Origin of the sequence: Ruegeria sp. HKCCA4633, from assembly GCF_013034605.1 — a bacterium.
Classification (GTDB): Bacteria; Pseudomonadota; Alphaproteobacteria; order Rhodobacterales; family Rhodobacteraceae; genus Ruegeria.
In genome coordinates, this window is record NZ_WQGJ01000001.1 from 896836 (window position 1) to 917715 (window position 20880).

At 57.1% G+C, this 20880-nt stretch carries 22 protein-coding genes and 1 tRNA gene; 11 read left to right on the top strand and 12 right to left on the bottom strand.

Annotation, left to right across the window (positions count from 1 at the left end; all coding sequences use genetic code 11):
- Positions 1 to 103: 103 nt before the first annotated feature.
- Positions 104 to 187: transfer RNA gene (locus GOV85_RS04455), tRNA-Tyr, on the top strand.
- Positions 188 to 506: 319 nt separating this feature from the next.
- Here GOV85_RS04455 and GOV85_RS04460 read toward each other — a convergent pair.
- From GOV85_RS04460 to GOV85_RS04480, 5 genes are all read right to left on the bottom strand, one after another.
- Positions 507 to 1028, bottom strand: coding sequence for a DUF2478 domain-containing protein (locus GOV85_RS04460; RefSeq protein WP_171175386.1), 522 nt, complete (start codon positions 1026 to 1028; stop codon positions 507 to 509).
- A gap of 69 nt (positions 1029 to 1097) precedes the next feature.
- Positions 1098 to 1763, bottom strand: a complete 666-nt coding sequence (locus tag GOV85_RS04465) for an NnrU family protein (RefSeq protein WP_171175388.1) — start codon at positions 1761 to 1763, stop codon at positions 1098 to 1100.
- Positions 1764 to 1868: 105 nt separating this feature from the next.
- Positions 1869 to 3935 carry a proline/glycine betaine ABC transporter permease gene (locus GOV85_RS04470; RefSeq protein WP_171175390.1) on the bottom strand — a complete coding sequence of 689 codons (2067 nt, stop codon included), beginning with the start codon at positions 3933 to 3935 and terminating at the stop codon, positions 1869 to 1871.
- A complete protein-coding gene (locus GOV85_RS04475; RefSeq protein ID WP_171175391.1) occupies positions 3932 to 4981 on the bottom strand; it encodes a glycine betaine/L-proline ABC transporter ATP-binding protein in 1050 nt (349 codons plus the stop codon). Before GOV85_RS04475 ends, GOV85_RS04470 begins: the two co-directional genes overlap by 4 nt.
- An 8-nt stretch (positions 4982 to 4989) precedes the next feature.
- A complete protein-coding gene (locus GOV85_RS04480; protein ID WP_171175393.1) occupies positions 4990 to 5940 on the bottom strand; it encodes an ABC transporter substrate-binding protein in 951 nt (316 codons plus the stop codon).
- Here GOV85_RS04480 and GOV85_RS04485 point away from each other — a divergent pair.
- From GOV85_RS04485 to GOV85_RS04495, 3 genes are all read left to right on the top strand, one after another.
- Positions 5939 to 6181 (top strand): hypothetical protein, encoded by a 243-nt coding sequence (locus GOV85_RS04485; protein WP_171175395.1) that lies wholly within the window; start codon positions 5939 to 5941, stop codon positions 6179 to 6181. The two genes, GOV85_RS04480 and GOV85_RS04485, sit on opposite strands and share 2 nt — an antisense overlap.
- 176 nt (positions 6182 to 6357) lie before the next feature.
- A complete protein-coding gene (locus tag GOV85_RS04490) occupies positions 6358 to 7020 on the top strand; it encodes a DNA-3-methyladenine glycosylase I (protein ID WP_171175397.1) in 663 nt (220 codons plus the stop codon).
- Positions 7021 to 7062: 42 nt separating this feature from the next.
- Positions 7063 to 7755, top strand: coding sequence for a hypothetical protein (locus GOV85_RS04495; RefSeq protein WP_171175399.1), 693 nt, complete (start codon positions 7063 to 7065; stop codon positions 7753 to 7755).
- Here GOV85_RS04495 and GOV85_RS04500 read toward each other — a convergent pair.
- Positions 7746 to 8150, bottom strand: a complete 405-nt coding sequence (locus tag GOV85_RS04500; protein ID WP_171175401.1) for a cytochrome c — start codon at positions 8148 to 8150, stop codon at positions 7746 to 7748. The two genes, GOV85_RS04495 and GOV85_RS04500, sit on opposite strands and share 10 nt — an antisense overlap.
- Before the next feature lie 92 nt (positions 8151 to 8242).
- Here GOV85_RS04500 and GOV85_RS04505 point away from each other — a divergent pair, with 92 nt between their 5' ends.
- Entirely contained in the window at positions 8243 to 8680 is a 438-nt protein-coding gene (locus GOV85_RS04505) for a DMT family transporter (protein ID WP_171175403.1), read from the top strand.
- On the opposite strand, the gene GOV85_RS04510 is transcribed toward GOV85_RS04505, so the two are convergent.
- Both GOV85_RS04510 and GOV85_RS04515 read right to left on the bottom strand, forming a co-directional pair.
- Complete coding sequence (locus GOV85_RS04510; protein WP_171175405.1) at positions 8664 to 9350, bottom strand: ABC transporter ATP-binding protein; 687 nt, start codon at positions 9348 to 9350, stop codon at positions 8664 to 8666. The two genes, GOV85_RS04505 and GOV85_RS04510, sit on opposite strands and share 17 nt — an antisense overlap.
- Positions 9343 to 10638, bottom strand: coding sequence for a lipoprotein-releasing ABC transporter permease subunit (locus GOV85_RS04515; RefSeq protein WP_171175407.1), 1296 nt, complete (start codon positions 10636 to 10638; stop codon positions 9343 to 9345). The genes GOV85_RS04510 and GOV85_RS04515 overlap by 8 nt, the downstream gene beginning before the upstream one ends.
- A gap of 357 nt (positions 10639 to 10995) precedes the next feature.
- Between GOV85_RS04515 and GOV85_RS04520 the strand changes: the two genes are divergently transcribed.
- Positions 10996 to 11355, top strand: a complete 360-nt coding sequence (locus GOV85_RS04520) for a hypothetical protein (RefSeq protein WP_171175409.1) — start codon at positions 10996 to 10998, stop codon at positions 11353 to 11355.
- 91 nt (positions 11356 to 11446) lie between these two features.
- Here GOV85_RS04520 and proS read toward each other — a convergent pair whose 3' ends face one another.
- Complete coding sequence (proS, locus tag GOV85_RS04525) at positions 11447 to 12787, bottom strand: proline--tRNA ligase (protein WP_171175410.1); 1341 nt, start codon at positions 12785 to 12787, stop codon at positions 11447 to 11449.
- Positions 12788 to 12956: 169 nt separating this feature from the next.
- Between proS and GOV85_RS04530 the strand changes: the two genes are divergently transcribed.
- The 5 genes from GOV85_RS04530 (at position 12957) to GOV85_RS04550 (ending at position 18742) form a co-directional block, all read left to right on the top strand.
- The gene (locus GOV85_RS04530; protein ID WP_171175412.1) at positions 12957 to 14321 is read left to right on the top strand and encodes an FAD-dependent oxidoreductase; all 1365 of its coding nucleotides are present in this window, start codon (positions 12957 to 12959) and stop codon (positions 14319 to 14321) included.
- 22 nt (positions 14322 to 14343) lie between these two features.
- Positions 14344 to 15294 carry an isopenicillin N synthase family dioxygenase gene (locus tag GOV85_RS04535; protein WP_371813576.1) on the top strand — a complete coding sequence of 317 codons (951 nt, stop codon included), beginning with the start codon at positions 14344 to 14346 and terminating at the stop codon, positions 15292 to 15294.
- Between the two features lie 90 nt (positions 15295 to 15384).
- Positions 15385 to 16458, top strand: a complete 1074-nt coding sequence (locus GOV85_RS04540) for an AI-2E family transporter (protein ID WP_171176236.1) — start codon at positions 15385 to 15387, stop codon at positions 16456 to 16458.
- Positions 16459 to 17148: a DnaA ATPase domain-containing protein gene (locus GOV85_RS04545; protein ID WP_171175414.1), complete on the top strand. Its 690-nt coding sequence runs from the start codon at positions 16459 to 16461 to the stop codon at positions 17146 to 17148.
- Between the two features lie 49 nt (positions 17149 to 17197).
- The gene (locus GOV85_RS04550) at positions 17198 to 18742 is read left to right on the top strand and encodes a Ppx/GppA family phosphatase (protein ID WP_171175416.1); all 1545 of its coding nucleotides are present in this window, start codon (positions 17198 to 17200) and stop codon (positions 18740 to 18742) included.
- A 7-nt stretch (positions 18743 to 18749) separates the two neighbouring features.
- On the opposite strand, the gene GOV85_RS04555 is transcribed toward GOV85_RS04550, so the two are convergent.
- The 3 genes from GOV85_RS04555 to GOV85_RS04565 are packed head-to-tail and all read right to left on the bottom strand — an operon-like array spanning position 18750 to position 20848.
- Positions 18750 to 19124: a hypothetical protein gene (locus tag GOV85_RS04555; protein ID WP_171175418.1), complete on the bottom strand. Its 375-nt coding sequence runs from the start codon at positions 19122 to 19124 to the stop codon at positions 18750 to 18752.
- 37 nt (positions 19125 to 19161) lie between these two features.
- Complete coding sequence (locus GOV85_RS04560; RefSeq protein ID WP_171175420.1) at positions 19162 to 20163, bottom strand: endonuclease/exonuclease/phosphatase family protein; 1002 nt, start codon at positions 20161 to 20163, stop codon at positions 19162 to 19164.
- A gap of 4 nt (positions 20164 to 20167) precedes the next feature.
- Positions 20168 to 20848 carry a molecular chaperone DjiA gene (locus tag GOV85_RS04565; protein ID WP_171175422.1) on the bottom strand — a complete coding sequence of 227 codons (681 nt, stop codon included), beginning with the start codon at positions 20846 to 20848 and terminating at the stop codon, positions 20168 to 20170.
- Positions 20849 to 20880: the final 32 nt, after the last annotated feature.

A 20880-nucleotide genomic window follows, 5' to 3' on the forward strand; every position in this document is an offset into this window, starting at 1 on the left:
GGGCCGAGAATTCGGTTTCCTGCGCCAAAGCGAAATTTTCCTGTTGACGCTCCTTTGGTGCGCTAGTAATCACGCCTCCACGTCAGGTGCAACGCCTGACAGTGGGCGACAGGCCGCAAGGTGTGGCAGGGGACTGTAACTCCCTCGCGGAGACGCACGCCTGGTTCGATTCCAGGGTCGCCCACCATCTTTCCAACTGAGCGTGAAGATGTGCAGAGTGTGTTTTTGGCACGCTGTGATCGGGTTGGTTGGCGTTGTGCGCGGTTGAAAAAAACCAAGGTTTAAGAACCAACCGTTTGATCTGATTACACTGTTGCGAAGCACTTCCCGGTGCCCTTGATCATTTTCGTTTCCAGAGGGGTATTGAAGCCGCGACAGCATCACCGCCTGTAAGACGCAGTCCAAGTCTGTCTGGTTTTTTCCGGGCTGAAGCCCCTGCAATATCGAAAAAAGGCGCTGAATGCGCTTCGGCGCCTTTTTTACCCTGTTTTTAGGGGTTTACTACCTTACTCTGCCGCCGTGCGCAGTTCTGAAACCTTGTTGAACCACGCCTCGATTGCATCTAGGTCCGCCGGGAGGGCTTCCGCAGCGCCGTCCGCGAACGCCTGAAACTTTTCTTCGTTCAACCCGTTCACGCCGACCAGCACCGGGATGTCCATCGCCAATGCTTCGCCGATCACAGGGCGGAATCCTCGGCCATCCGATTCGTGCTTGCCGAATTTGTTGATGATCAGCAACTGGGGTGCTTTTTCAAGCGAAGCAGTCACATACCCAACCGCCTGTTCCAGCGCTGCGGGGTCCAGGCGGCAACCGCGCGACTGTGTTCCTAGAGATTGCGAAATGCGGATGGTCTCACCCTTTGGCAGCACGCGCACATCCATATCGCATTTGCTGCTGTCCGCGCATTCGGTGTTGGTCTGAACAACGCCCGCCAGTTTCGCGCCCGAAGCCAGCAGGTGTTCTGCAACAGCGCTTAACAGGCGATCAGTGGCGCCGCGATCGGTAGTGGTGACATAGGCCAGATTCATCTTGGACCTCTTGTTTTTCATTTCGACATTTCAAATAGCACGCTCAGGCGTATCCGACCACTCCCCCAGCTACGGAAACGGAGACAGACCGATCACAGGAGCGTGCAGGTGAAGAAGAACCGCATAGGCGGCAAGTGCGGTCATCCATACCCAGGGACGTGGCCAAGAGCGCGGCGCACGGAGTGAAAAGCGCGCAGTATTTCGAGACAACCGGACCCATTCAATCCCCATTTCGCTAAGTTTGCGACGGTCGATCAAAGACATGCCCATGGCTGCGAAACCGGCAAACAGGCCAAACAGGATGACATGTGACAGGCTGCCATTGGCCAGCAAATGTGCCAATGCCCACAACATCAACGCGGCAAGGACCGGGTGGCGGGTGGTGCGCAGGATACCGGGCTGCTCTGGGTCAAAGGTCCGGTTGCCTAACCCGCCAAACGAGAACGGATTTTGAATGGCAAGCCCCGCAAGGGCCAGCCAACAGACGACCGGCATGATCAGAACTGGCACCCAACGTAATACTGGAAACGGTGGAATGACCTCCACATAAGGTGCGTTTGCGGCTGCAATGATCAGCCAGACCAACACAGCCAGCGACAGGATCGAATACCCTGCAAAATACCCGCGATGCCCCAGCGTTCCGATTAGCCACCCGCGCACCGCCGGCCGCACGGGAATTGCGTGGCTGAGAAGGAACGTGACAAGCGCTGCGAGAAATAGAACCCAACCGGTCATGGTGATCTCCGAACGTATTGGGATCGGTCTAGATCAGGATGGCGGCGACTTCCTTGTCCGAAATCAAGTTTTGCGCAGGGGCAGACATGCCGCCCCTGCCCTGTGTTACAAGCCAAGTGCCGCGCGGCGTTCTTCGGCAAAGCCCTGCACGATGCGGTCTGCGATCAGTGCCAGAATCGCCATCGCGGCCCCGGCCGAAATTCCCAGCCCGACATCCGCCTGACCCAGCGCCAGATAGATCGACTGACCCAAGCCGGTGGTCCCGATCAACGCCGCGATGACCAGCATCGCAAAGGCATAAAGGATGGTTTGGTTCAGCCCCAGCAGTATGGTCGGTGCAGCATAAGGTGCACGTACATCCCGCATGATCTGCCACTCGGTCGCACCGCTGGAGACAGCGGCCTCCATCATTTCTTCTGGCGTGTTGACCAGCCCATGCCGCGTATAGCGGATCATGGGGACGATGGCGTAGGCACAGATTGCGAGAAAGGCCGAGAACTCACCGATCTGGAACACCATCAGCACGGGGATCAGGAACACAAACAATGGAATCGTCTGCAGCATATCGCAGATCGGGCGGACCACTTTCCACACAGGCTCCCATACCGCGCTGGCAAGGCCGATCAGACCGCCGACAACTGCGCAGGAAAACACTGCTGCACCACTGAGGTAGAGCGACAGAAGCGCCCTTTCCCAAAGACCTGAAACAAGAATGGTGCACAGCAGACCCACGCATAGCGCGGCAAGACGCCAACCGCCCGCAACCCAGCCCAGAGCAGCCGCTCCGGTCAAGACAAAAGGCCATGGCAGGTTCGCGATGCCGGTTTCCAGCATTCCGATCAGGATCAAAACAATCAAGCCACCCGTCAGCCGCCCACGCCATGCCATCAGCAGCGTAATCACAGCACCAACGGTGAACAGGCCGTAGCTCATGCCCGCTGTCCACTGAAAGCCCCAGGTGAAAGGCAGAACTGCCTGATCCAGCCCGATCCGCAAAGGCAGCAGCACATAGAACAGCGAATTGTTCTTCAGCGCATCCAGCCAGGGGCCATTGTTTTGCGTAAACGCCGTCAGGCCGCTGTCTACGGCTTCGGCCATGGGGTCCAGAAGGGTCAGTTCGGACGGGTTCGGCAGCCACGCCCAGAAGGCGGCCGTGAAGATAATAGCAAAGCCCAGCATGGCCCAGACAACGCGGCTGTCATAGCGCTTGCGCTCGGTTGCCAGCGTGCCGCTCATCCGGTCGATCACCACGGCAAAGACCACGATGACCAGACCAGCCATCAGCGATTCACCGAACTGCGCCTTGCGCATGGTCAGCAGAACCTCCCAGCCGATATCGTTGAAACCTCCGATAACGGCGGCAATGATGACCATCGACAAGGCGGCCATCAGACATTGGTTCACACCGACCATGATCTGCGTTGTGGCAGCAGGGATTTCGACCTGAAACAATTGCTGGAACCGAGTGCCACCAGACATGATGGCGGCTTCTTTGATCTCGGGCTCGACCCGCTCCAACCCCAGCATCACATTGCGCGCCATAGGCGGCGCAGCGTAGATGGCCGAGGCGATCAGGCCAACAACAGGCCCAAAGCCGAACAGCAGCAAAAGCGGTGTCAGATACGCAAAGGTCGGCACCGTCTGCATCACATCCAGAACGGCTTGAACAAAGGTTTTAACCTTCGGCACTTCATTGGCAAGGATGCCGATACCACCCCCCAAAATAAGTGCCACCGGGACCGACACGGCAACAAGGGCCAGCGTATTCATGCTCTCAGCCCAATAGCCGGACGCCAGTACAAAACTGAGCCCCAGAAAACCCAACGCGGCCATGGGCATTCCGCCCAGATACCAGCCCAGCGCGGTCACAATCCCGATCAGAATGGGCCATGGCGTATTGCCTAACACGAAATTCGCCCAGTTCATTGGATAGGTCATCATGTCCGAGAACAGCCGCATCGCCGGTTTGATCAGGTTGAGAAACCAGTCAAGAAATGCCCCAACCCATTGGGTTGCAGGCAGTTCCCATGCGGCAGGCCATTTGGCCAGCCACGGGGCGATGCCCTCAAACGCAAGGCAAACCGCACCGACGATGACCGTGATCAAAGCAGCCTTCGCACCCGCCGTCAGGTACGCGCTGTGTTGCGTCGGAAGATCAGTGACAGCGGTCATGCTTCGTCCACCTGCAATGCGGAGGCCAGATCCGAGGGATGAACCGTGCCGACGACATTGCCGCTGGCATCCCGCACCGGCACGGGCTCGTACAGTTCCATGCAATGCGCAAGGGCGGCATCCAGCGTCATCGAAGTGGTCAGGCCGGGATCGTCCGGACCACATTCCGCCTCGCTCCGCATGACCGAAGCGACCTTGGCGTGCTGACCCTTGGCCACGTCCTTGGAAAACTCGCGCACATAATCATCAACCGGTCGCAGCACGATATCAGTTGGGGTACCGATCTGAACGATCTTGCCGTCGCGCATGATCGCGATGCGGTCAGCGAGTTTCAGCGCCTCTTGAATATCGTGGGTGATGAAGACGATAGACTTCTTCAATGTCGCCTGAATGCGCAGAAATTCGTCCTGCAACTGGCGACGGATCAACGGGTCGAGGGCCGAAAATGGCTCGTCCAGAAACCAGATATCGGGGTTCACGGCCAAGGACCGCGCGATGCCTACTCGCTGACGCTGACCACCTGAAAGCTGGCGAGGAAAGCTGTCTTCGCGCCCTTCCAGACCGACGAGTGAGATAACTTCTTGCGCCCTTGCCAGACGTTCCTTTTTGCTCACGCCTTGCACGCGCAGCGGATAAGCGACGTTTTCGGCAACGGTCATGTGCGGGAACAGGCCAAAGTGCTGGAACACCATACCCAGCTTTTTGCGGCGCAACTCGGTCAAGGCCTTCTTTGAGGCTCCGATGACATTTGCGCCGTCGACCCGAATCTCGCCTCCCGTGCCGGGCAACAGTTGCGAGATACAACGGATCAACGTGGATTTACCCGAGCCTGACAGGCCCATGATGACGAACAGTTCGCCTTCTTTGACCTCGAAATTGGCATCCTGCACCGCCGGGATGAATCCGTTTTCCCGCAGATCGGAGGCGGCCTTATCAGCGTCATTCCCTGACCGAGACAGCGCGTCGGTCAGGGCCTTTTCAGCGCCGGGGCCAAAGACCTGCCAGAGGTTCTGGCAGGCAATGGCTGGCATAGTCGCGTCAGTCACTTACGTGCTCACTGCGTCGCTGAGTCAACAACCGGACGCCACTTGCCTTCGTTTTCGGCCATCCACGCAGCAACAACTTCTTCGACCTGACCGCCATCAACGTCGATCGCACCCATCATCGGTTGCTGGTCTTCGACCGCCAGTTGATAGTTTGACAGGATTTCATAAGCGGCGGGCCACTTGTCTTCCATACCGCTCCAGCTGGCCTTGAAGATGCGAGACGGCGAGAAATCGCAGTCATTCACTGCATTGGGGTTCGGGCCCCATGCCGGATCATTAAAGCACGCCTCTTCTCCCGCAGGCAGGTCGACGAACTGAACGTCGTAGGCCGACATCGCCCAATGCGGCTGCCAGAAGGTGATCAGCAGCGGTGATTTACGCTCGGTCGAGGCGCGCAGTTCGGCGATCAGGGCACCCTCGGACCCCGCCGGAACTGCTTTGAACGGCAGTTCCAGGCCGGTCATGCGGTCTGCGCCGGGTGTGCCCCAATCGGCCGGATAGTCGACAAGACGGCCACCGGGCAGAGTTTCAGCGGTTGCGAAAACCTGCGCACAATCCTTCAGTGCCTCCCACGCGGGCAGGCCCGGGCACAGATCCGCCACGTGTGCCGGGTACGCAATGCCCTCTTTGGCATCCAAGCCCAAATCACCGATTTCAACCACGGTGCCTTCGTCGATCTTCTTGGCGTATTCGTCTGACACGTTGGACGACCAGATTTCCAGTGTCGCGTCGATGTCGCCATCGGCCAGCGCCTGGAACTGGTTCATCATACCCGCTGTCACATATTCGACGTTGTACCCAGCTGCCTTGAGCATCTCACCCGCCACATGTGTGGTCACGTGCTGACCGGTCCATTCATTGATCGCCAGTTTGATCGGTTCATCCACAGCGCCCATGTCCGCCGCCTGCGCCGCACCTGCAACACTCAGAGCCATTAGGCTTACACTCAGTTTCTTCATGGACTTTCTCCCAGTCTTAATTGTTTTCCTGAACCCGGTTATGACCTTCCTGCCGGGTCTCTTGTTTGACGACACCATCATGTCGCAACATGCACAAACTTTGTCGGAAAAGGAAAGTGTGGCGATTGTGAAAAGCAAAGTCTTTCGCCCTACTCTTTCTTTTTCGCTCCACTTAAGCGCACTTGCGGCGCTCAACCCGACCTGTCCCATGCCCCTGTTTTTCACACGGGACATTGACTGACGAGTCAATCAAAACCAAATTTCGACCGTTTGTCGAGAAATACTTTGCAAAAGCCCGTTTTTTCATCGTCAAGGTCAAAGCCCGTTATCCACCGATTCAACGCGCAAGAACTGATTCCCCATTGCAAAACCGGAACAAACGATAAACATTTTCAGCATAACCTTGAGATTGAACAAATGCGCACCTTTGACGAAATCTTCGACATCTCAGCATCACGGCACGGCGGGCCGGATGCATTGCAAGCCATGCTGCACAAACCCAAAAGCCCTGAGGAACTGGCAGCAATACCCGAAGATCGTTGGCTTGCCATGTTAACCAAATGTGTTTTTCAGGCCGGGTTCAACTGGAAGGTCATCGAGAACAAATGGGATGGTTTCGAGGTGGCATTTGACGGGTTCGACGTGGGTCGATGCGCGTTTATGGATGACGAAAAATTCGATGCGTTGCTGCAAGACAAACGAATCGTTCGCAACGGCACCAAGATCGCAGCCGTTCGTGACAATGCCGCGTTTCTGATGGAACTGCGCGAAGAAGGCGGTGCGGGCAAAGTACTGGGGGGCTGGCCCTCGGCAGATTACATCAACTTGCTGGCACTGCTGGCCAAGCGCGGGTCGCGACTGGGCGGTGCGTCTGCGCAATACGCGATGCGTTTCATAGGACGTGACAGTTTTATTCTGTCCCAGGACGTTACCGCCCGGCTGATCGCCGAAGGCGTGATCGACAAACCTGCCACGTCCAAGAAAGCGATGTTGGCCGTCCAGAAAGCTTTTAATACATGGATGGACCAATCCGGGCGGTCCTTGACCGAAATCAGCCGGGTGCTGGCCATGAGCCTGTGAAAACGGTTTGCGGAACCGGCGCGGCAGACTAGGATTCTACGTATGGTTCTGCGCGTATTTCTAGTTTCTTTCTTGTTTCTATCGTCCTGCGGTCGTCCGCTGACAGAGCCAGAGCGCGTGTTTGCAGAAAGCATCCAAGGAGAAACACTGAACCTGGATAGTGTGCGTCTGGTCGAAGGGGCTCCGGTCGCCCCGGTGACGTATTTCCGAGAGGAACGCCCACGTCAGGCTTGCCGCGAGCTTATTCTGCCGCCGGTCGAAGCTGGGCTTGTGACAGGCAAACCAGCTGCCGTCGCCCTTTTCAACAAGGTCTACTTTGCGCGCGACTGGTATCTGGAAGATTATATGACCGACTTCCCCGATCAGATGAACCTGATTGCCGCGATGCTGCTGGCCCATGAACTGACCCATGTCTGGCAATGGCAAAATCGCGCAACCACCGGCTATCACCCTTTACGGGCCGCGGCGGAGCATGGCGGGCGGCGGGATCCGTATCTGTTCGATCTGGACACCTCGCCTGACTTTTTGTCCTACGGCTTCGAACAGCAGGGCGCGATCGTCGAAGAATACGTTTGCTGCCGTGCGCTGGACCCTCAGGCCGAACGCACAGCAAGGCTCCACACTATGTTGGGCGCACATTTCGACCTGTCTCCGTTGCCGGAAAAAGGGCGTGAACGAGCGGTTCTTTTGCCGTGGAGCGAAGCCGAAGTAGACGGGATTTGCAGTCAGTCCTGAAGCGTTTCCAGATAGGCCACCAGATCCACAATAGGCTGGCTTGTCAGGATCGGCTGTCCCTGCGGCGTTTTCATCGATGTGTCCTGCCCATCAAAATACGGGCCATACACCGGCATCGGGCTGCCGTGGCTGACCAAAGGGTCCCGTCCATCGATCCGGCCAACTACGCGGGCGGTTGGGAAAAGACCATCCTGGCCGGATAAATCGGTCAAATCAGTCGGCTGCACGACCAACACACTGGCCATAGGCCCCTGCCCGGTCGCATCAATCCCATGACAGGTTGCACAATAGTGCATGTAAAGTTCTTGTCCGATCTTGGCGTCCTGCGCCAAAGCGGCCTGAGACGATACGACTGAAACCGACAATACCAGCGCACCAAGGGTTGCCTTGAACATCCTATCCTCCTGTCAAGATTGACAATTGAAGGGTTGCCCGGCGGATGTCTTGGCGCAATGATCCAGATCAACGCAGGCGGAGGGCACGGGCCATGACACAATACGCAGCGATTATGCTGGCAGCCGGGATCGGCGTCCCTATTCTTGCGGCGTTGAACGCGGCCCTAGGCAAGCTGATTGGCTCCCCAACCACCGCCGCCGTGATCCTGTTTGCGATCGCCTTTATCGCGTCGGCCTTAGTGATGCTTCTATTTCCGGGTCTCGAAGCGCTTTCCAAGGTGGCTGCGACCCCGAAACACTTGTTGCTGGCCGGTGTTCTGATCTCGTTCTATGTTCTGTCGATCACCCACGTGGCCCCGCACTTCGGTGTCGGTAACGCGGTTTTCTTTGTATTGCTGGGGCAATTGATCAGCACAGCGGCGATTGACCATTTCGGCCTATTTGGCGCTCAGATCACGCCACTGACATGGATACGAGCCGGCGGAATCGCCGTAATGGCCATAGGCGTTGCAATCACGCAACTGGCCTGAGCACCCCGCCCTCAAGCTTGACCATTCGGTCCATACGAGCCGCCAGATCCAGGTTGTGGGTCGCAATCAAGGCCGAAAGCCCTTCGTCGCGCACCAGTGCCATCAGCGCGTCAAAAACCTGATCCGAGGTTTCCGGGTCCAGATTGCCGGTCGGCTCATCCGCCAACAAAACACGCGGTGCGTTGGCCAGCGCCCGGCAAAAGGCCACACGCTGTTGTTCCCCGCCCGACAACGCCGCAGGGCGGTGGCTGGCACGTGGGGCGACGCCAACCCGATCCAGAAGGTCCATAGCCCGTGCCTGCGCAGCTTTTTCAGAAACGCCATTCGCCAGTTGTGGCAGGGTGACGTTTTCCAAAGCTGTGAATTCGGGCAGAAGGTGGTGAAACTGATACACGAACCCGACGTCCCGCCGACGTAGTGCAGTTCTGGTACGATCACCCTTGCCGGTCACGCTCTGACCGGCAATCTCGACCGAGCCTTCATCGGGCCTATCCAACAGGCCCGCGATGTGAAGAAGCGTTGATTTGCCCGCACCTGACGGAGCAACCATCGCAACGGCCTCCCCCGCGCGTAAGTCCAGATCGACCCCACGTAGTACCTGCACCTCGCCCGGTGTGCCCTTTAGGTAGGTTTTGGTCAGCCCGCTCAGACGCAATGTGACATCACTCATAACGCAACGCCTCGACCGGGTTCAGCCGTGCCGCACGACGGGCTGGGAAAAAGGTGACGATGAAAGACAGGCCAAGCGACAGGCCGATGGCCTTGAGCACGTCACTCAGGTGCAACTCGGCCGGTAAAGCGTAAATGCCGCGGATCGACGGGTCCCAGACACCACCGCCCATCACGTAATTCACAAAAGAAAAGATCGGATCGATGTAGATTGCGAATAGGCATCCCAGAATAACACCCATCGCCGTTCCTATCAGGCCGGTGAATGCACCGCAGATGAAAAAGACCCGCAGAACGGACCCTTCGCTCAGACCGATGGTCCGCAGGATGCCGATGTCTCGACCCTTGTTTTTAACCAGCATGATCAGGCCCGAAACGATATTCATCGCGGCAATCAGAACCAGAATCGAAAGGATGATGAACATCACGTTGTCTTCAACTTCCAGCGCGCGAAGAAAGCCGCCGGACGCATCCTGCCATGTCCATATCTGACTGCGTTCGCCCGAGGCCTCAATGATCGAAATCAGAATTGGACCCAGACTTTCCGGCTGCTGCACCATCACTTCGATCTCATCCGCAACACCTTCACGGTTGAAGAAACTCTGAGCTTGCGAAAACGGCATATACACGCGGGTGCGGTCGATGTCGTAGCGACCAGCTGAAAACACATAGACAACGCGATACGCGTTTACACGCGGTGAAGTGCCAAAGGCGGTCTTGACCCCATTTGGCGAGGTCAGCTTGACGACATCCCCCACGGTGACTCCGATACTGCGCGCAACACCGGATCCAATGGCGATGACATCTTCACCTGTTTGAAACTCTGTCAGATCGCCTGCGGCCTGCTCTGCCTGGGCGATACCCGGCAAATCGAACAGATCGTCGGGTCGGATGCCAAACACCTCAACCCCACTGCTGCGGTCGCGATTGGTGATCAACACCTGCCCTTTTACCAAAGGCGCAGCCCGTTCAACTCCGGCGACCTGCGCGATCCGGGCTGCGCGATCTTCGTAATCGGCTATCGTTCGGTCGACCTGACCCTGATCATCAATTTCCCCGGACGAATAGACTGTCACATGTGCGTTGGCACCCAGAATTGTGCCCACAAATTCCGCACGGAAGCCCGACCGAACCGCCAACGTCGCAATCAGTGCGAACACTGCAAGCGTGATACCGATCAGAGAAATCCACGTCATCACACTTACACCACCTTCAGCCCTGCGGGCCCGAAGGTAACGCCAGGCGATCTTCCATTCAAAAGGGGCAAAGGGCGGGGGTGTCTTGGCCATGCCTGCTCCGGGGTGTTTCTTGTTTGCGGCGACAGTTTCGGCATTTCTCCCGATGGTCAAGCCGGTAGTCGCAAAGACCCCATACCTCGGCCCGAATGAGCCGCATTGATTCGGGTCACCACAGATAAGTCGCCGCAAAATGGATGACTTCGAAACGTAGCGTTATACCATGAGTTGTGAAGACCTTCACAGACACGACCGGATTGTTTCAGTTATGAAGTTAATCATCGCGCTTCGTGAGTCTGTGAATCGAAAAGGCAACAATGATGGTGAAATTTTATTACTCATTTTGATTATTTTTGGAAACTTTGTCACCCTAACTACGGGGGAACGCATTTAACGAGCGGGGGTCGCTCAATGAATTTTCAAATTTCTACCAATGGCGCGGGCTCAATTCCGACTCGCAGGGCATCAACAGAACTGGATTGTGAAACAGCAGCACTGCTGCGCGCGGCCATTCGGCCGATCTTTGTCAGCGCGGCAAGCTGGAGCAATTTGGCAGACATCCTAAAAGAAAAAGGATATCGACTGGTGTTTCGCCAGGGCCGTTTGTGCATCACGGATCGAACAACCGACGCACGCGTTTGTGGGCTACGGTTTCTGGGCCTCGAGTTTCGTGAACTGGTCAGCCGTCTGGGTCGTCCCATTGTGGTCGCTCGAGGCGACGACGCCGATGGCGACGTTCTGGCAGAGCGTCCGACACCAGACCAAAATTAAGGCCCGGGCCGGTCGCTTTGCTTTGGCCTCAGTTAGCGGCCAGATCTGATGTACTCGCCGTGACTGTCAGCGCAGCATCCGATGATCGCGATCAGGCGATCTGCTGATAGATTTCTGCAACTTTGGTGACAGCCGCTTCGGGGCTTAGCTCTTCGCTTTCACCAGTGCGGCGGCAAGTCAGTTCAACCACACCATTCTTCAGACCACGTGGACCCACGGTGATGCGCCAAGGCAGACCGATAAGGTCCATGGTTGCAAACTTGCCCCCAGCCCGTTCTTTTCGATCATCATACAACGGCTCCAGACCCAAAGCGGTCAGCGCCGAATATATCTTGTCACAGGCCGCATCTGCTCGTTCATCACCCTGTTTCAGATTCACGATACCGCAGTGGAACGGCGTTACTCCCTCGGGCCAAATGATGCCCTTATCGTCATGGCTTGCTTCGATGATCGCACCTACCAAGCGGCTGACGCCGATACCGTGGCTGCCCATGTGTACCGGAACCGGTTTGCCATCAGGGCCCTGTACGGTCGCGCCTAGAGGTTCGGAGTATTTGGTGCCGAAATAGAAAATCTGCCCGACCTCAATACCACGTGCAACGCGACGGCGCTCCTCGGGGATCTGGTTGAACAGCGCCGCGTCATGCGTTTCGTCGGTACGCGCGTATTTCGAAGTGAACTCTTCCAGTATGGCCTGGCACTGTTCACGGCTGTCATAGTCGATCTCGCGGTCTCCGAATGTCAGGTCGGTGACGGCACTGTCATAGAAGACCTCGGATTCACCGGTATCAGCCAGCACAAGGAATTCGTGTGTGTCATCGCCACCAATGGGGCCTGAATCGGCGCGCATCGGGATCGCCTGCAGACCCATGCGTTCGTAAGTGCGCAGATAGCTGACCAGATGGCGGTTATATGCGTGCAGCGCATCTTCCTTGGTCAGGTCAAAATTGTAGCCGTCTTTCATATAGAACTCGCGGCCCCGCATCACGCCAAAACGCGGGCGGATTTCATCGCGGAACTTCCACTGGATTTGATACAGCGTCAGCGGCAGATCTTTGTAGCTGCTTACGTGACCGCGGAAAATATCTGTCACCAGTTCTTCCGCCGTGGGCGTAAACAACATGTCCCGGTCATGCCGGTCCTTCATCCGCAGCATTTCCTGACCGTAATCGTCATAGCGACCGGATTCGCGCCACAGATCGGCCGATTGCAAAACCGGCATCTGTATCGCGATATGGCCCGCGCGCGCCTGTTCTTCGTGCACGATGTTTTCCAGCTTGCGCAGCACTTTGAAACCCATCGGCAACCACGAATAAATCCCGGCCGCAGCCTGCTTGATCATCCCGGCACGTAGCATCAGCCGGTGGCTGACAATCTGAGCCTCAGACGGGTTTTCCTTGAGAACGGGCAGAAAGTAACGGCTCAGGCGCATAGGTGGACCTTCAAAGGTAAGAAATCGACTGCACAGGTGATTATTCCAAAGCCCCGCCGGGGGCAATCGGACATTGGCGTTTTTGCGACTTCGCGTCAGTCGGTTTTTTGATTGACCCGCCAATTGAGAATTTCAATTGTAACGGAACTGCTAATTCCACGAGGCGCCGATGCAAACAATTCAGGAACCCGCCCGCCAAATCCCTGTCATCCATCAGACCGACGTGTTGGTTGTTGGCTCTGGTCCCGCAGGGCTGGCCGCAGCACTGGCGGCGGCGCGGGCCGGGGCCGAAGTATCTCTGGTCGACCGCTTTGGTTGCATGGGCGGCAACATCACTGCTGTGGGTGTCGAGGGTTTCGCATGGTATCGCCATGAGCAAACCATTGAGGCTGGCGGAATCGGGATGGAATTCGAAACCCGCGCCAAGGACATGGGCGCGGCGGTGCCTGAAAGCCAGTCGCTCAGTTATGAACTGGACAGCGAAGGGTTCAAACTGGTGGCCGACAAGCTGGTCGAAGAGGCAGGCGTGCACCCAATGCTTCATCGCCAGTTCGTCGCCCCCATCATGGATGGCGACCGGATCACCGGCATCATCACCGAATCCAAGGCGGGGCGCGAGGCGATCCTGGCCAAAGTGGTAATCGACGCCACCGGCGACGCAGATGTGGCGCACCGCGCAGGCGCACCGACCCACAAGACCCCACGCGAAGACATGATGGCCGCCTCGGTCATGTTCCATCTGGCCGGTGTCGACAAGCGCGCCTTCATGGAGGGCGTGAAAGCCGACCCGCAAACCTATAAGGACTGGGGCGGCGGCGGTGAGTGGAATATTGAGACCAGCGGCAAAGAGGACGACATGTTCTCGCCCTTTGTTCACAAACCGTTCCAGCAGGCGATTGATCAAGGTCTGATCCCCCCGCATCTCAACACCATCGCGGGCACCTGGGGCGCAATGCATGACACGGGTGAGCTGACGTATATGAACCTCATCCATCTGGCCGAGATCGACGGGACCGACCCTGACAGCCTGACACGCGGTGAGATCGAAGGCCGCCGACAGTCGATGTTAGCCATCGATGCCCTACGAAGGTTCATGCCCGGATGCGAAAACGCGCGGCTTCGGAACTTCGGAATGACTATTGGCATCCGCGACACCCGCAAGATCGATGCCCTGTACAACATGACAGAAAACGACGCCCGCCATCAGGGTCGGTTTGAAGATACCATTGGCATTTATCCCGAATTCATAGACGGCTATGGCATTTTGATCCTGCCCACCACGGGGCGGTACATGCAGGTTCCCTATCGCTCGATGTTGCCCAAAGGGGTCAAGGGCCTGCTGGTCGCGGGCCGGTCGCATGGCGCGGACCGAGTGGCTCATGCCGCCACGCGCAACATGGCCTGTTGCGCCGTCATGGGTCAGGGTGCAGGCATTGCGGCCGCACTTTCACTCAAAAGCAATCAGGACCTGGACCAGTTGAATTTGGCACCTGTCCATACGGAACTGGAACGCCAAGGGGTCAGGATTCACTGATGGACAGCATCCAACAATCGACATCTCGCCTCTGACCGAACCGAAAACCGATGCATACGAAGCAACGGTGCAACACATCCTTGAGGCTTGTACCGGGATCGGGTTCCTGTCCATCACCGGGACAGGCGTGACTCGGGAAACCGTTGATCAAGTCAGACGAACGACCCGAGACATCTTTGCCATCGATGAGTCGCGCAAATGGGATCAGGCCATCACCCGCGAAAACTATCGCGGCTATATTCCCATGGGGTTCTTCACTCCCAACGATGGCTCGGGCAAGGCCGACAAATATGAAGGGTACAAGCTGCACCACGAGGTTGCAGAAGACGCGCCGATACGTGCGGATTGTGCTCTGTACGGACCAAACCTCTGGCCGGATGAGGTGCCAAGCGCCAAGGCGACCATTCTGGACTATTGGGCCCAACTGGATCGCGTTACCGATCTGTTGCTCGGCGCATTAGAAAACGGTCTGGGTTTGAAGCCCGACGCTCTGCGCAGTGCGTTTCAGAACCCTATGACCAACATGACCCTTCTGCACTACCCGCCGCAGGCAGACGATGAAACGGGCTATGGCATCCATCCGCACAAAGACACGGACGCACTGACCATCATCGCCCCTGATCCGGTGGGTGGACTTGAGGTTCAAACGCGTGACGGTGGATGGATCACACCGGATTGCCCACCCGGCGGCTTTGTGGTCAACATTGGCGATATGCTAGAGCTATGGTCAGGCGGGCGATTGAAATCCACACCACATCGGGTGGTAAACCGGTCAGGCAAAGAGCGATACTCTTTCCCTTACTTCGCCGTCCCCCGCCACGATGTTATTGTCCAGCCGTTGCTGCCCACGCTACCTGGTTTCGACCGACCTGCTGTCCATTGCGGACATTGGTCTGCAGAAATCTGGCGTACCAATTGGCCTGATGAAGCCGCAGACGAGGACACGCCGGAACTGGGGACGCTACAGGACTAACCGCCGCAATTTCAGGCCACATGAAGCGCTTGCATCACGGGGCTTGATACGCCAAGAACACCGTCAATGACCTGCCAAAAGGGGATCGCGATGGCATTGCCGGTTAAGGATCAACTAAGATACTGGGGCTTCGCCGCTGCGGTTTTTGCGTTGATCCTCTGGGCCTTGGGAGACGTCCTGCTGCCGTTTGTGATCGGCGGGGCCATTGCCTACTTCCTTGATCCTGTCGCGGATAGGCTTGAGCGGCTTGGCCTTTCGCGCATGGCGGCCACAGCTATCATCACGGTTGTGGGCGTATTGGGGTTCGTGTTGGCAATCCTGATGGTCGTACCCGCCTTGATCACACAGCTATTGGACCTGGTTGATGTCTTGCCGGCCCTGTTCAAAGAGTTGCGCGGCTTTATCGAAAGACAGTTTCCGTCCCTTTTGGATCGGGAATCAAGCACGCACCAGATGTTGGTATCTTTTGGCGATACTTTGAAGTCCAAGACAGGGGATGTTCTGCAGACGGTGCTGACCTCTCTGGGGTCCGCAATCAACATTGTGGTTCTGCTGGTCATCGTACCGGTTGTCGCGGTCTATATGCTGTTGGACTGGGACCGCATGATCGCTCGCATCGGAGAGCTTTTGCCACGCGACCACGCCCCAACCATCAAGCGGCTGGCGGTCGAGATTGACGCCGTTTTGGCCTCTTTCGTGCGCGGGATGGGTACCGTTTGCCTTATCCTTGGCACATATTACGCGGTCGCTCTGATGCTCGCGGGTCTGCAATTCGGCCTGATCGTAGGCTTTATTGCGGGGTTGGTCACGTTCATTCCTTATCTGGGCGCCTTGATTGGTGGAACGCTGGCCATTGGGCTCGCGCTGTTTCAGTTCTGGGGCGATTGGGCACATATCGGTTTGATAGCGGGCATATTTGCCATTGGCCAGGTCACCGAAGGGAATTTCCTGACACCCAAATTGGTCGGCAACTCTGTAGGGTTACACCCGGTCTGGCTGCTGCTGGCGCTTTCGGTCTTTGGCGCATTGTTTGGCTTTGTCGGTATGCTGATCGCAGTCCCCGTCGCAGCAGCGCTTGGCGTGCTGGCGCGGTTTGCAACTTCGCTGTATCTGGACAGCAGACTTTACACCGGTCTTGAAAGTCAGGATCAGGAAACCGAGTAAATGGCCCGACAACTCAGCTTTGACCTGCCCGCCAAAACTGCGCTTGGGCGTGAGGATTTCTTTGTCTCGCCTTCCAATGCTCTGGCGGTTGCGATGATTTCGGCCACGTCTTGGCCCGGAAACAAGCTGGTACTGAGCGGACCGGCGAGCGCGGGCAAAACTCATCTGGCGCATGTCTGGGCCGCTGAAACCGGCGGTCGGATCGTTCAGGCAGCAGACCTGCGCTATGACGACGTACCTGATCTGGCGCGAGGACCGATCGCCGTCGAAGATGTACCCATGGTCGCCGGGGATTTGGAACAGCAGAAAACACTGTTTCACCTGCACAATCTGGTGCTGGCCGAAGGGCATGCCTTGTTAATGACCGGCAGGCTTGCACCGAAATTTTGGGAACTGCCCCTGGCGGATCTTCAAAGCCGCGTTGAAGGGGCCCATCACGTCGCATTGGACCCGCCTGACGACGCGCTTCTGGGCGCGGTGCTGGCCAAACTGTTTGTGGATCGTCAGTTGAATCCTGGCCCCGAAGTCATCGCTTATCTCGTGAAACATATGGATCGACGGTTTGAAACCGCTGCAAACGTTGTTGCGCAACTCGACCATCTGGCATTAGCGGAAAAGCGTGACATCACACGCGCATTGGCCGTTCGGATTTTGAACACAAGCCCGGACGAGGTCGACACGGGTGATTGACCCGCAAGCTCCAATTTCGCATCCTCTGACTGCACCATCTGGAAGACACATGGATCAGACCGTCGAAACCGACATCCCGGACTGGGGACCTTTCGGAAAACCTTTGTTCGACGACCCTGGCACACGTGCCCTGTCGCGGGTCGGAGTGGTCGATGTGGGGTCGAACTCGGTTCGGATGGTGATCTTCGACGGCGCAGCCCGGTCGCCGGCTTATTTTTACAACGAAAAGGTGATGTGCGAACTGGGCGCGGGCCTGTCCGAGACGGGCCGGTTAAACCCACGCGGGCGTGACCGTGCACTGGCGGCGCTGCGGCGATTCCAGCATCTGGCGATGGATCTGGATCTGCCCGGGCTGCATGTGGTGGCCACGGCTGCGGTGCGTGAGGCCGAAGACGGCCCGGATTTCTGCGCACAGGTCGAGGCAGAAACCGGGTTGCATGTGGCCGTAATCGACGGCGCGGAAGAGGCACGTCTGTCTGCACAAGGCGTGTTGCTAGGCTGGCCCGGTGCGTACGGCCTGATCTGCGACATTGGCGGCTCGTCCATGGAATTAGCCGAAATCGGCGATGGTCAGGTTGGTCGTCGCGTGACCTCTGCCCTAGGCCCTCTGAAGCTGCGCGACATCAAAGGCGGGCGACGAGCCCGAAAGGCGCATATCAAGTCAACAATGGAAGAGTTGCGCGATCAGATGGGTCCGCAGCGAGATCGCCTGTTTCTGGTCGGAGGCAGTTGGCGAGCTTTTGCGCGACTGGACATGCTGCGGCGGGGCTATCCGCTGAACGTGCTGCACGAATACCGAATGACCACCAAACAAGTGCGCGATACCATCAAGTTCATAGAAAAAAGCGACTACGAAAAACTGCGTGGCGAGGCTGGGGTCTCAAGCTCTCGTATGTCGCTGATTCCTTATGCAATGGATGTTCTGGCCCGGCTGATCCGAACCTTCAAACCCAAGGATATCGCGATTTCGAGCTATGGCATCCGCGAAGGGTTGCTGTATGAACAGATGCCGCAGGAACTGCGGGACCGCGACCCCCTGATCGAAGCCAGCCGCTTTTCCGAAGCAAAGGATGCGCGTCTGCCTGGTTTTGGCCGCAACTTGTATGACTTTGTCATGCCGCTGTTCAAATCTGCCCCGCCCAGCCGCGTACGCCTGATTCAGGCCGCGTGCCTGCTGCACGATGTCAGTTGGCGCGCTCATCCCGATTATCGGGCCGAGGTTTGCTTTGACAATGTCACTCGCGCCAATCTTGGGGGTTTGAAACATTCCGAGCGTGTCTTTATCGGGTTGGCCCTGCAACATCGTTACAAGAACAAACGCGAAGGCAACCGGTTTACGCCCCTGTATGAGTTGCTAGACGAGAAAGACCAGAAGCAGGCCGAAATTCTGGGAAAAGCCATGCGATTTGGCGCAATGCTCTGGATGCACAACGAAGCCAATATGGGGCGCCTGAAATTCTATCCGAAAAAGCGCGAGTTAGAACTGTATTTACCCGAGGCTGCGGCACCTTTGTTCAGCGAAGTGGCCGAGGCACGCCTGAACTCGCTGGCAAGCGCCCTGAAATCTGAAACGCAGGTGATCATCAAGGGCTGAGGCAAACTCAGATATCAGTTGTGCCCTCGGGGTTCTCTTCGTCCTTGTTTTCATGTTCAGGCAGGTCTTCAACCGGCTTTTTGCGGATGATGATGTCGCCATTGGGCAGGATCTCGGGTGCCTCATAGGCGCTCCAATCCTTGACCTGAGCTGCCAGTTCCGCCAGCGCCGGGCCCATCTCTTGCAAGAACGACTGCATGGCTGGGCCGAACTCATCCGCCAATCCAAGCAAGTCATCCAGCGCCGGTTCCATTTCCTTGCGCAGCCCTTCGAAAAATAACTCGGCTCCCTGCTCCATCAGGGATTTTCCAGTGTCTTCTTGGGCCGAAGCTGGCATTGCAAATGATGCCAACACGATGCTGATCAGAACAATCCGTTTCATAGCCTTGATATAAACCTTTGGGCAGAGGCTGCAAAGATCACAGGTCAATATCCAGAGTGACCGGAAAATGATCCGAAGCTATCAATAGCGCTTGCCGCATTTCGGGTTCAGACCAACAAACAGTATCCCGAAATGGGTGCCAAATACGCCAGACGGGATCAAAGGCACGCAAATCTTGGGAAATCATGATGTAATCCAGAAGCGCCTCCAGAAATCGGCCCTCTTCGGGGCGCGCAAAGCGCGCAGTGGACGGGATCGAACCTGGCCGAAATTCATGTGCCCTGACCGCGTGCGGATCATACAGCCCGGACTGCAGCAAAATCTCAACAGATGAATGCCCAAAGAGGTGTTCAAATTCATCCAGCCCCGGCCCGTCATTCAGATCCCCCAGCAAAATGACAGACTCGTCCTGTTCTAAATGCGTCTCAACCCTTCGGGCCAACCAAACTGCCTGCGCTAGCTGCTTGCGACGATTGGCAATCGAGATTCGGATCGCTTCGTCCCTGGACTCTGCCCCATGCGGCGCCTTTGATTTCAGATGTGCTCCAATAAGCCTGACTTCATTGCCTGCCTTAGTCGTCAGCGCCAGTTCCATTGGCGGTTTGGAAAACTCAACAATGTCTTCGGTCGCGTCAACATCCAGATCAATTCTGAATTCACCGTCGAACCGAGGAGCCGACCCGTCTTCAATGCCCCCTTTTGGATCGTGACGTGCGCTCAGAACAGTTCTGTCAAACAGCAGTGCCAATTCCTGATGTGTGTCATTGGCAAAGCCCATCACCGCATCGGCGGTGCGCAGTTCGAATGCCTCGGCAAAGCCTTGCAAAGCACGCACTGTATTTTGTCGTTTGCCGGTGTTCGGTGCCTCGACAATCAGCACTGCATCGGCATCCATCGCGGTTAGAACCTTGGCAATTGCCTCAACTTGCTGCGCTTTGGTGACATCGTGCCTGCCGGACCAGCTGTCATCGACAATAAGGGCGTCATTCTTGTCGAAAAGATTGGCGAACCATTCGATATTATAGGTCGCCAACCGCATCCCCTCAGGCCGCCGCGCCGTTGATCTCGTCCCAGGCGCGATTAATGTCGATCATCTTCTTTTCAGCCAACCGGATCGCTTCTTCGGGGACCCCGCGTGCCATCATGGCGTCCGGGTGTGTCTCGCGCACCAGCTGACGCCAGACCTTGCGGATCTCGGCCACGGGCATATCCCGGGATACTCCCAGAACCACATATGGGTCGTTGGGTGCGTCCGGCACAAACCGCGCACGCAAGGCCAAAAACTGCGCATCTGTTTGGCCAAAGATGCGGCTGACCTCTTCTAAAAACTCATTCTCATTGGGATGATAGAACCCGTCGGCCATCGCAATGTGAAACAGCCCTTCCATCAGGTCGCACAGTGTGGTGCTGTCTTCGGAAAACATCCGGGCGATCTTGCGGGCATAATCCTGATACCCGGCCACATCCGTGCGCGCCATGTTGAAAACCCGCGCCGCGCCCTCCTCATCCTCGCGTGCAATCTGGAACACGTCGCGGAAGGCTGTGACCTCGTCCCGCGTCACCTGCCCGTCTGCCTTAGCCATTTTTGCGCCCAGCGCAATGACGGCAATCGTAAACGCCACCGAGCGTTCAGGCGGAGAGCGAAGCTTTTCAAAAACAGCGGTCAGGCTTTCGCCCTGTGCAAGTGCGCTAAGAGCGTCTGATATGCGAGTCCAAATCGACATGGGCGTACCCTAGCGCCACAATTCGGGACTGT